An 11,064-nucleotide genomic window follows, 5' to 3' on the forward strand; every position below is an offset into this window, starting at 1 on the left:
CCGCAGGAAGTAGCCCTCGGCGAACTGCTGGGGTGGTCGTAGTCCGGCCGCAGTCTGTCCGGCCGTACGTATCCGCCGGTGAGCAGCGGTGAGTAGGCGACCAGAGTGAGGTCGGGCTCGGCCTCCAGGTAGCTCAGGAGTTCGACGGTGGCCGCGCCGAGGCTGCCGTCCGCCCACAGGTCACTGGGCAGATCGGTGCGCGGGCGCAGATAGCTGTGGTGGTACTGGACCACCTCGTAGCCGGGCAGCCCGGCCGCGGCGGCGAGGGCGCGGGCCCGCTCCACCCGCCACACCGCGTGGTTGCTCACGCCGAGCAGCCCGACCGTGCCCTCAGCGACGAGTTCCGCGAACCCCTCGACGGTCTCCCGGGCCGACACCGTACGGTCCTCGATGTGCGCGTAGAGCAGGTCCAGCCGCTCCACTCCGAGCCGTTCCCGGCTGCGCTCCGCCGACTGCCGGATCACCTTCGCCGACAGCCCCTCGGCGTTGTCGACATAGCTGGTGCCGACGGCGAGCGGCCGGGCGCCGAGCTTGGTGGCGATGACGATCTCGTCGCCGATCCCCCGGCTGCGCCGCCACCGGCCGAGCAGTTCCTCGCTCTGCCCGCCCTGCCCTCCGTCGATCCAGAAGGCGTAGTTGTCGGACGTGTCGATGAAGTTCCCGCCGGCCTCGACGTAACGGTCGAGCACGGCGAAGGACGTCTCCTCGTCCGTCCGCGAGCCGAACAGCATCGCGCCGAGCGCCAGAACGCTGACCTCACGACGGGTCGCGGGATCGGTCCCGATGGTGCGGTACTTCATGTTCCTTGCCTCCCGTTCCGCCCGCCTGCCGGGCTTGAAGGGGAGTCTTCAAGTTGAAGCGCACGCGAAGTCAAGCGTGCGCGCACGAATGCCGGTACGACGGCCGCACGAAACGCCGTCGCGGTCACGGAGACCGCTGTGCCCTTTGCGGCAGTTGTGCTTTCCTGGCCCCATGCCCGACTCCACGACCGTGCTCGTGACCCGCCGCCACGTCGACCTCGCGCGTGTCACGACCACGGCCTGTTCCGCCGGCCGCTGACGACGCACCCCAGGCGCCTCACGGCGGCCCGGCCGTGCCTCTGCTCGGGAGCCTCGCGCACGCGATCGCGCCGCGTCCCGGAATCATCGTCGCCGGCCGCCGGTTCCCACCCTGCGCACCCGCTCCGATTTTCCCCTCCCCTCCCTCATGAAAGGCACCACCCATGACCACTCGGACCGCGACCACGGCCGTGGCCGTCCACCCGCTGCTCGCCGAGCGCTGGAGCCCGCGCTCCTTCGACCCCACGCGCACGATCAGCGACGAGGAACTTCTCCCCCTGCTGGAGGCGGCCCGCTGGGCGCCCTCGGCTCGTAACAGGCAGCCGTGGCGCTTCCTGGTCGGCCGCCGCGGCGACACGACGTACCAGCGGATCTTCGCCACCCTCATGTCCTCCAACCAGCTCTGGGCGGGGAACAGTTCACTGCTGGTCGCGGCGGTGGCGGCGGAGTTCCAGGAGAACGGCACCCCGAACCACGGTTCCGCGTACGACACCGGTCTCGCCGTGGCCCAACTGTCGGTGCAGGCACACGCTTTGGGACTGCACGCCCACCAGATGGGCGGCTTCGACCCCGACCGCCTCCGCACCTCCCTGGAGGTCCCGGACGGCTACCGGCCGCTGTCCGTCACCGCGATCGGCGCCCTGGCCCCGGCGGACCTCCTCCCCGGAGACCTGCGGGCCCGCGAGACGGCCACCCGTGAGCGCCGCCCGCTGACGGAGACCTTCTTCGCGGAGACCTGGGGCAAGCCGCTCCCCGTCCGGTACGAGCCTGAGATCCCGCCTTACGACGCCTGAGATCACCCCTCCGGAAATCGGATGAACGACGGTGCGCACCGATCACAGGAGTACGTACCGTGTGCAGGCTCCTCAAGCACCTGAGACTCCTGAAGCGCCCCATGCACCCGATATCGAGAGGGACCTGTCTTGAGTTCCGTGATCGGCCCACTGCTGCCCGGCGACCCGCCGTACATCGCCTGCTACCGGCTCGTCGGGCGCCTCGGCTCGGGCGGCATGGGGACCGTGTAGGCGGCGTCGGACGGCCGGGACGGCCGGTGATCAATGGATGTGTCGGTGTCGGTGTCGGGGACTGCGCTCCTGCCGTCGAGTCGCCGTTGATGTCGTGCAATCGGTGAGCCGCACGGTAGTAGGACAGCTGGGAGTCGGTGAGTCTGCGTATGGCGTAGCCACCACACTTGCTGCACCAGTCGAAGTCGGTGCGAGCCATGAGATCGGCGACGGTCAGGAGGTCGTCGCCGGCCACAACCGCGCGTTCGTGGGCGTGTCGGCACAGCGGCGAGTGGCCCTTGCCCTCGATCAGAGGGTTGGCGTTGGTGGTATAGAGCTGGACGGCGGCCAAGGGACCCAAAGGGAGGCCGCTGCCACTTCGCCACCGGTCGCTGCCGGGCTGCCGGGCTGCCGGAAGGGCACGAGGTCGAGGCGGTCCTCCGTGAGCAGGCCGTGCCATACCGCCACCGGCAGCCCGCCAGGCCGCTCGGCGTCCAGGCTTCGCAGGTCGTACACGCCGCGCGCCAGGGCAAGCAGGCGAAGATTCAGGTCCCGGTCTTCGGTGGCGTAGGTCTGGCGGAGGGTTCGGCGTCCGCCCTCGGCAAGACACCAGACCTTCGCCGAAATGCGGATCGTGGACGCCCTGGCCGCGACCGGGCAGCCGAGCATCACGCGCCTCGGGCTCGGGACTGCGTTCCGGCTCCTGCGGGCCGATCACACTCCGGGCAGGTCGCGGGCGCCGGCGATGAGGACGCCCAGCCACCCCTTGGCCAGCCGCCTCTCGATGGTGTCGAGAGACAGCACTTCCGCTCCCCCGCTCGCCGGGAAGACGAGGTACAGCTGGTCGGCGCCGGGCGCCGGCGTGCGCAGCGCACGGATCCTGATCGCGAAGCTGTACGGGTGCGGCTGACGACCAGGGCGTGGGCAAGTACCTGCGCCGGTGGGGCCTGTCCTTTCAGCGTCCGGACAAGCGGGCCGTCGAGCAGGACGCGGAAGCGGTCCGCGTCCGGCGGGAGGAGACCTGGCCGGCGATCCGCGCGAAGGCGAGGGCCGAGGGTGGTGAGGTGCTCTTCGCCGATCAGGCCGGCATCCGCTCCGACCAGGTCACCGGCCGCACCTGGGGCGCCAAGGGGTGCACCCCCATCGTGCGCCGCACGGGCAACCGGTTCTCGGTCAACGCGATGTCCGCGATCAGCACCAAGGGCCGGATGCACTTCATGGTGCTCACCGAGACCTTCGACGCCGACGTCATGTGCCGCTTCCTCAACCGGCTCGCAGGCCACTACGACCGCAAGGTGCACCTCGTCCTGGACGGCCACTCCGCGCACCGCTCCCGCAAGATCCGCGCCTGGCCGGCGCGGCGCCGGGGCGGCCCGGGCGGCAGCGGAGTGGCCGGCCCACTTCGTCGCCTTCGATCTGCTGCGGCTGTCCGGGACGGACACGACCGGGTGGCCATACCGGCGGCGCAGGGCCGCCCTCGAGTTCCTGTTCACCGCGCGCCGGCTCATCGCGCCGTGGACGCTGTGCCCGTCGACGACCGAAGCGGACAGCCGGGCCCTATCGGCCGTCGCCGCGATGGGTCGTGATGGCCCGGTCCAGGGTGAGGTGGTCGGCCCAGCTGCCGTGGAAGCCGAAGGGCACCCGGCTGGGGAGCTTGACGCGGGCCAGTGGGGTGCGGCGCAGGTCGGCGGCGTCGTGGATGAGGAGTTCGCTGAGGTTGGTGGTGCGGTTCCACCACAGGGTGAGCAGGTAGCCGTCGTCCTCGCCGCGGGCGTTCTCGCGGGCGACGAAGACCGGTTCGCCCGGGCTCGTGAGACCGTCCGGTCCTTCGACCACGGTGGTGTGGTCGAGGAGATAGTCATGGCGGGCCAGGCCGTCGGACATGGTGTCGTCGGCCAGGCCGCGCGTGGTGACGAAGTAGCCGTAGCGGTTCGGTCGGCCCGTGTACGCGTCGTTGATCTTGGGGAACTCTCCGAAGATGCCGCTGGTCATCTCCTCCGTGGCCCGTCCGGTGGTCAGGTCGACGCGCCACCGGTAGGGCTGGGCCGGGGGGAACCAGTCGTGGGAGCCCAGCGGTGTGGAGAGGTGGTCGACCGGGGTGCCGAGCCGGCTGATGCGGTGCCCGTCGATGACCAGCTCGCCGTCCTGTTCGTAGGCGTTGAAGAAGTGGGTGTTGGCCCAGTGGCCGCCGAGTTCGTGCCAGGTGACCTCGTGGGTGTGACGGTTCATCAGGACGATCTGCACGCCGTGTTCGAGCGAGTTCTCGTCCCAGACCACGCCGGGCCTGCTCCGGGCCACCAGGTCCAGGCGGAACTGGGCCGGCGTGACGAAGAAGATGGCGTAGGTGTCGCTGACGGCGAAGTCGTGCATGAGGACCGGGACGCCGATGTCGAAGGAGTGCGAGTCGATGATCCGGGCCGTCTTCACGTCGGCGCGGTACCAGGTGACGGTCGCTCCGGTGGCGGCGAAGAACAGCATGTCGCCGGTGTCCGGGTCGGTCTTGTAGTGGCCGGTGCACAGGACGTCGAGGCCGCCGTGGAAGTCGTATGTGCCGAGGGTGCGCAGGGTCTCGGGGTCCAGCGCGTGCGGCAGGCCGCCCTCGAAGTAGACGATCAGGTGGTCGTCGAAGAGGCCGGCGTTGATGTTGGCCAGGTTCTTGGCGGGCGGGGCGCCCTCGGGCAGCCGGCCCGGGGTGCCGCCGTTGACGAAGCCGCTGTAGACCGCCTCCCCGGCCTCCACCTCGACCTTCATGGAGTCGGTCTCGACCCAGCGGGTGCGGTAGGCGGCCCGGCCCTCGCGCAGGTAGATGCCGCACACCATGCCGTCGCCCTCCCACCAGTGGTAGCGGTCGGTGTCGCGGGGCTGGAAGCGGGGGTTGGAGGAGACGCGGAACAGCGCGCCCGCGAGGTCGGCCGGTATCTCGCCGTCCACCTCCAGGTCGTACGCCTCGCTCTCCTCCGTCCACGGGGCGAACGGGCCGTTGAGGAACTTGTTGTCGGTGGGCCAGTCGGCTCCCGCGGCGGACGGGGTGGTGGTCTGTCCGGTCTGGCGGGGGACGACGGTCATGGGGTTCGGGGCCATGGAACTCTCCCTGCGGTCTGTGTATGGGGGCTGTCAGAAGGGGTAGTTGGGGAGTTCGCCGCGTACGGTGACCCACTGCTGTTCGGTGAAGGCTTCGAGGTTGGCTGCCACGCCGCCGTGCCGGGCGCCGGTGCCGGAGTCGCCGACCCCGCCGAAGGGGACGAGCGGCTCGTCGTTGACGGTCTGGTCGTTGATGTGGACGAGGCCGCTGGGCACGCGCTCCGCCAGGGCGAGGCCCTTCATGACGTCGCGGGTGAGGATGCCGAGCGACAGCCCGTACTCGGTGCCCGCGGCGAGCACGGCCGCCTCGTCCAGGTCCTGGAACGTGACGACGGGCGCGACCGGTCCGAAGATCTCCTCGGCGTAGGCGGGCGCGGTGAGCGGTACGTCGGCGAGCACTGTGGGCCGGTAGAACAGGCCCTCGTAACCACCGCCCGCCGCCAGTCGGGCACCGGCCTGGAGCGTGTCCGTGACGATGCCGTGGACACGGTCACGCTGGCCCGCGTCGATGAGCGGCCCGACGGCGACGTTCTCGCCGGCCGGGTCACCGACCGTGAGCGCGTCGGCGTGCCGGGCGAGCAGAGCGGTGTACTCGTCGGCGACCGAGGCGTGGACGAGGTGGCGGCTGCTGGCCATGCAGATCTGGCCGGCGTGGACGAACGACCCCCACGCTCCGACCGACGCGGCCTTCTCCAGGTCGACGTCGTCCATCACGACCAGCGCGGAGTTGCCGCCCAGCTCCAGGTGCACCCGCTTGAGGTGTTTCGCGGCGGCCACGCCGATGGCCCGGCCGGCCCGGGTGGAACCGGTGAACGCGATGACAGGGATCCGCGGATGCTCCACGACGGCCGCTCCGACGTCCGCGCCGCCGGGCAGGACGTGCAGCAGACCGGGCGGCAGCCCCGCCTCCTCGAAGACGCGGGCGAAGACGACGCCGCCGCTGATCGCGGTGCGGGGGTCCGGCTTGAGGACGACCGCGTTGCCGAGGGCGAGCGCCGGGGCCACGGCCCGCATGGCCAAGATGATCGGCACATTGAACGGGGCGATGACGCCGACCACTCCGACGGGCTTGCGGCGAGCGAACGACAGCCGCTCCTGCCCGGAACGCAGCAGCTCACCGTAGGGTGCCCCGGCGAGGGCGGCGGCCTCGTGGCACTCCTGCGCACCGCCGCTGCCGACCTGAAAGGCGGCGAACGGCCGGATGGCGCCGGACTCCCGCATCAGCCACGTCTCGATCTCCCGCTGGTGCTCCTCGAACAGACGCGCGGCGCGCCGCAGCACGGCGGCACGGTCGGAGTACGGCCGGGCGGCCCACTCCCGCTGGGCCCGCACCGCCCGCTCCACCGCCCTGCCCACGTCAGCCGGTGTGGCGGATCCGACACGGCCCAGCGTCTTGCCGGTGGCCGGCTCGACGGCGTCGTACTCCTCGCCCGAGCCGCCGATCCACTCACCCGAGCCGGAGAAAATGCGCCCTTCCCAGGTGCTGCTGTCCAAAAGCGTCATGGCGTCCCGTTCCCATAGTGCGTTGCATCGCGAAATTTATGTGTCGCGTAGCGAAGATGGTGGTGTGGGGTGTTTGCCGGCCTCGGGCGCGGTGTCATCCAGCCGATGTTCCGGCAAGCTTCCTGTCTCTGTCTCTGTCTCTGCCCTGGGCCTGGGCAGGGGCCTGGGCAGGGGCAGGGGCCTGGTCGCGGGGGGTTCGCTCCAGGCGGAGCAGGGAGTCGGTCGCCAGCGCACCCGGACCGGCGGCGAAGATCAGCAGGCACACCGCGAAGAAGAGGAAGTCGACCTCGGCTCCGCCCGCACCGTTCGGGCCGAGGACGCCCGTCTGCCAGACGCCCAGCTTGATCCAGAACCCGGTCATGAGCATCTCCCCACAGACGAGGAGCACGACCACCCGGGTCAGCAGCCCGGCGATCAGCAAGGCGCCGGCGGCGATCTCGAAGGTGGGGATGAGCCAGCTCAGCAGGCCGGTCGCGGGCAGCCCGAGAGGCATCAGGACGCCGAGCTCGAAGCCGGTGAGACCGCTGTCGACCTTGTAGAGGCCGTGCAGGATGAGCAGCCAGCCGGTCACGGCTCGCAGAACCAGGAGCGCGGCACTGTGCAGCCCGGCCGTCCGGGAGGTGATGCTGCGGTACAAGCGGAACACGGGGGATCTCCTTCGGAGAGTTCGGGATGTGGGCTCCTGGACGGCCCTGCTGCGGTCGTCCGGTCGGCCGCGAGCGGCTCTGGTCGGTCAGTGGCCGGGCAGGGCCTCGGCCTTCGGGGCTGCGATGTCCGAGTCCTTCTGCGGCACGGAGGTGCCGGCTGCTTCCTCGCTGCCCAGGCCGGCAGGTGCGGCCGCGGCGTCGCTGTACTGCAGGGCGAGTACGGCGATGAGCGCGGCGACCAGGCTGGCTCCGGCGCAGAGGTAAATGCCGAGGTCGAGGCTGGCTTCGAGGGCTTGGCGGGCGAGCGGGACCAGCGTGCGCGACAGTTCGCCGAGGTCGGCGTTGGCGACCGCGATCGCGCCGCCCTCCGCGTTGACGGCACTGGCCGCGCCCATGGCCTCGGCGGGGAGTTTGGCGGCGCCGAGCTTCGCGGCCAGGGCGCTGCTCGCCGTACCGAGGGCGACGGCGCTGACGATCGCGGGGCCCAGAGCCTGCCCGGTCTCGCGGACGAGGCTGGTGACCGCGCTGGCCATGCCGGCGTGGCGGATGTCGACGGCGCCGACCGCTACGGCCGTCAGTGCGGAGAACATCGTGATGAAACCGGCCCCCAGCAGCAGGATCGGTCCGGCCATCGACGCGACATCCGTGGCGTCGCCCGGCAGCAGGGCCATCCAGACCTCACCGGCGGCGAGTGACAGCAGGCCGCCGACGAGCAGAGCGCGGGGGTGCACACGCTGCAGCAGTTTCGGCAGGACGGGGGTGAGCAGCAGCGGGATCGCCTGGATGAGGGCGAAGGGCAGGGCGGCCTGGAGCGGGGAGAGGTGGTAGATGGTCTCGAGCTTGATGCTCAGCGCGTAGGCGGTGCCGATGAAGCCGAACATGGCGAGCATTCCGATGGCGGCGGCCGCGGCGAAGGAGGGGATCCGGAAGAGCTCCAGCCGCAGCATCGGCGCCCTCGACTTGCGCTCCGCGACGAGGAAGCCCGCGAAGGCGGCGACGGCGATGGCGAAGGCGAGCACAATGTGGGTCGCGGTATAGCCGTCGTTGGCGCCCTGGATGACGGCGTAGAGCAGCGCCAGCAGGGATACGGCGATGGTGATCTGGCCCGGCCAGTCCAGTCCGCGCCCGGCGGGCTCGCGGGAGTCGGCGATCCGACGGGCGCTGACGGCCGCGGTGACCAGGCCGAGCACCGCGAGCGGTACGTAGGCCCAGTGCCAGTCGGTGTTCTCGGCGGTGAACCCGCTGATCAGTGGGGCGATCATGGCGCCGAACGCCAGGCTGAGGGCCCAGTACGACAGGGCCCTCGCCCGGGCGGCGGGCTCCGGGGTGCCCGCGACGATCACGGCCAGCGACGAGGGAAAGATCGCCGCGGCACCGAGTCCGGCGACCACCTGGCCGACGATGAGCTGGGTCAGCGAGCCCGAGGTGGCGACGACCAGGCTCCCGGCGGTGATCAGCAGCCCGCCGAGGACGAGCAGGCGCTTGCGCCCGAACAGGTCGCCGAGGACGCCGAAGTTCAGCTCCAGGATGGCCGTCGGCAGGATGAACGCCGCGGGGATCCAGGCCAGCGCGGCGGCTGAGGCGCCGAAGTCCCGCTGGATCACTCCGATGATCGGAGACGCGAGCGGGATGCCGATCTGGGCCACGCAGATGGCCAGACAGGCGGCGATCAAGGTGCCGAGGCCCAGCGACGGCGGGCCCTCCGCGACGGCCGGGGCGGGTCTCCCGGCAACGGAACGGGTCATGGGGTGTGCCTCCAGTAGCGGCTTGAGCGGTCCCCGATGGCTTCAGCAGAGCCAGAACGGGAATCCCGCATACTCGGACGCTCGTAGCGTTAAGCAGGACAGTGCACCTGAAATAGGTGAACAGTCAAGAGGTAGCTCTTCACGAAATGCCTCGTTGACATCCACACATGCAGGAACCTAGCGTCCCGTCTATCGCAACAGCTGTCCCGAGAAAAGAGACACGCGATGAGGAGCTCTGGACTCGGACACACCGGCTTCCGGGTCGACGACCTGGAGAAGATGCGTGACCTCTACTCCCGTGTTCTGGGCCTGATGGCCACCGACGAAGACGAGGAGCGGGGCATCGTGTTCCTCTCCTCACACCCCCGAGGAGGAGCACCACGAGTTCGTCCTGCAGCAGGGCCGCACCGCCGCTCCCGGTGCCAAGCTCACCCACCAGGTGTCGTGGCGCGTGGACTCCCTGGAGTCGGTCATCGACTTCCACCACCGGTTTCGCGGGTAGGGCATCGAGGTCCAGCAGGAGGTCACGCACGGCAACGCGATCGGGAGCTACTTCTTCGACCCCAAAGGTAACCGCAACGAGGCCTACCTCCGGCCGGAGCGTGACGTACGCCAGCCCTTCCGCAAGTCACTCAACCTCGACCAGTCCCCCGAAGAGATCTTCGCCGAGGTCGAGCGGCTGCTGACCGAGGGCGGCCCGGCCTACCAGCCGGTGCGGTAGCCAGTAGTCCGAACGACGGAAGGCGCCTCATGACGCAGCCACCACCGGTACCGCGACCCGCCGTGCTGGTCGTCGGCGCCGGCCCGACCGGGCTGGCAGCCGCCCACCTGCTGGGCTCCCAGGGCGTACGCGTGCTGCTGGTGGAACGCAACGCCACCACAGGCAACGACGCAAGGCGATCAGCCTCGATGACGAGTCGCTGCGCACCCTGCAGTCGGCCGGCGGCCTCGACGGGGCGGTCTACCCGATCCTTGTTCCGGGCACCGGGACGAAGTACTTCGGCATCGGCGGGCGGACACTCGTACACGCCCGCGGCGCCGGCGACCAGCGCTTCGGGCATCCTTTCAAGAACCCGTTCGCCCAGCCGGAGTGCCCTCGCCCGTCGAGCGCGCGCGACGGGCCGCTCGCTGTAGGGCGTCGGATTGCGTTTTCGAGCGGTCGCTTCGCACTGTGCTCCGTTCTTCGTGGACGCCAAGGACCCGGCTGCCACTAACTGAACGCCGCCCGTAAACAACGATCGTCGGGATGACGACCAAGCCGCGTACAGGAACGAAGCCAGCCTCAGCGACTCCGCGTGCGCATCACCACCGCTCCGGATGACTGTCAGCAGGCGGCGGTCTAGCAGGGGCATAGGCCGAACGTAATTCCAGCGGCACCCCGGCTCCATGCCCCCCCTCACCAGTCACGGGCCGCAGCAGAAGCGTGTGCCGCCGTTCAGTAAAGGCGGACCGCCGCTGCACGAGCCGCAGCCCGCACCCCAATCACCCTGCTCAGGACCGAAAGAGCGGCCGACGACGGGAGGGGGAGTCCCGTGGGAATTTCCCGGGACTTCCGGCTGTGTCAACGAACATGGCGGCGAAACAGCCGGAAGGCCATCTACGCAGCTCAGTGCCCTGCCGCCATCCGACGCGGCGGCACTACAACTCGGAAAGGCCGGTTGGCCAAACCGGCGTTTCCAGAGACGATCATTGCCCCAACGTCCGCTCGAGAGCACAACCACGGACCTGAGCGACAGTGACGGCGAGTCGCCACCACCGGCCCGGAGTTCGCCGCGCGCGTCCTCCGTTCGCGAACTGCGTCGTCCCTCTCTGGACTCTTCCACAGATCCGTCTGGTGTTCCGTACTCGCCGGAGAATAGCCGCACTTGCCCAATGAGCCGAAAGCAGCCATTGCCGACGCCGAACCGCATCAGGAAAAGGAGGCCGCAGCCTACCCTGCAGCTCCTCGCCATCATGTCGTCTCACCTGATAACCAAGCGCCTCTCCTGACCAGCGCCTGGTATTCGACGAGTGACCTCGTCGCTTG

At 70.0% G+C, this 11,064-nt stretch carries 9 protein-coding genes and 1 pseudogene; 4 read left to right on the top strand and 6 right to left on the bottom strand.

Translation table 11 applies throughout. The features are described 5' to 3' along the window. Window positions 1-14 precede the first annotated feature (14 nt). A pseudogene (locus tag I8N67_RS35955) lies at window positions 15-800 on the bottom strand (aldo/keto reductase); the annotation flags it as partial. 422 nt (window positions 801-1,222) lie between these two features. Here I8N67_RS35955 and I8N67_RS35960 point away from each other — a divergent pair. After that, window positions 1,223-1,852, top strand: a complete 630-nt coding sequence (locus I8N67_RS35960) for a nitroreductase family protein (RefSeq protein WP_200308486.1) — start codon at window positions 1,223-1,225, stop codon at window positions 1,850-1,852. A gap of 519 nt (window positions 1,853-2,371) precedes the next feature. Here the strand turns inward: I8N67_RS35960 and I8N67_RS35965 are convergent. Further along, the gene (locus tag I8N67_RS35965; RefSeq protein ID WP_200308487.1) at window positions 2,372-2,734 is read right to left on the bottom strand and encodes a hypothetical protein; all 363 of its coding nucleotides are present in this window, start codon (window positions 2,732-2,734) and stop codon (window positions 2,372-2,374) included. A gap of 248 nt (window positions 2,735-2,982) precedes the next feature. Between I8N67_RS35965 and I8N67_RS44755 the strand changes: the two genes are divergently transcribed. Beyond that, window positions 2,983-3,648 (top strand): IS630 family transposase, encoded by a 666-nt coding sequence (locus I8N67_RS44755; RefSeq protein WP_372443880.1) that lies wholly within the window; start codon window positions 2,983-2,985, stop codon window positions 3,646-3,648. Here I8N67_RS44755 and I8N67_RS35975 read toward each other — a convergent pair. The 4 genes from I8N67_RS35975 to I8N67_RS35990 form a co-directional block, all read right to left on the bottom strand. After that, the gene (locus I8N67_RS35975; protein ID WP_200308488.1) at window positions 3,620-5,143 is read right to left on the bottom strand and encodes a carotenoid oxygenase family protein; all 1,524 of its coding nucleotides are present in this window, start codon (window positions 5,141-5,143) and stop codon (window positions 3,620-3,622) included. The two genes, I8N67_RS44755 and I8N67_RS35975, sit on opposite strands and share 29 nt — an antisense overlap. A 33-nt stretch (window positions 5,144-5,176) precedes the next feature. Beyond that, entirely contained in the window at window positions 5,177-6,646 is a 1,470-nt protein-coding gene (locus tag I8N67_RS35980) for a benzaldehyde dehydrogenase (RefSeq protein ID WP_200308489.1), read from the bottom strand. 94 nt (window positions 6,647-6,740) lie between these two features. Further along, window positions 6,741-7,292: a DoxX family protein gene (locus I8N67_RS35985; RefSeq protein WP_200308490.1), complete on the bottom strand. Its 552-nt coding sequence runs from the start codon at window positions 7,290-7,292 to the stop codon at window positions 6,741-6,743. A gap of 87 nt (window positions 7,293-7,379) precedes the next feature. Further along, a complete protein-coding gene (locus I8N67_RS35990; protein WP_200308491.1) occupies window positions 7,380-9,038 on the bottom strand; it encodes an MFS transporter in 1,659 nt (552 codons plus the stop codon). A gap of 279 nt (window positions 9,039-9,317) precedes the next feature. Here I8N67_RS35990 and I8N67_RS44760 point away from each other — a divergent pair, with 279 nt between their 5' ends. Both I8N67_RS44760 and I8N67_RS35995 read left to right on the top strand, forming a co-directional pair. Then, the gene (locus tag I8N67_RS44760; RefSeq protein WP_372443881.1) at window positions 9,318-9,611 is read left to right on the top strand and encodes a hypothetical protein; all 294 of its coding nucleotides are present in this window, start codon (window positions 9,318-9,320) and stop codon (window positions 9,609-9,611) included. A gap of 177 nt (window positions 9,612-9,788) precedes the next feature. Continuing rightward, complete coding sequence (locus tag I8N67_RS35995) at window positions 9,789-10,172, top strand: FAD-dependent monooxygenase (RefSeq protein WP_234046829.1); 384 nt, start codon at window positions 9,789-9,791, stop codon at window positions 10,170-10,172. The last annotated feature ends 892 nt before the right edge of the window (window positions 10,173-11,064 follow it).

This window comes from Streptomyces adelaidensis (genome assembly GCF_016598475.1).
Lineage (GTDB): Bacteria > Actinomycetota > Actinomycetes > Streptomycetales > Streptomycetaceae > Streptomyces > Streptomyces adelaidensis.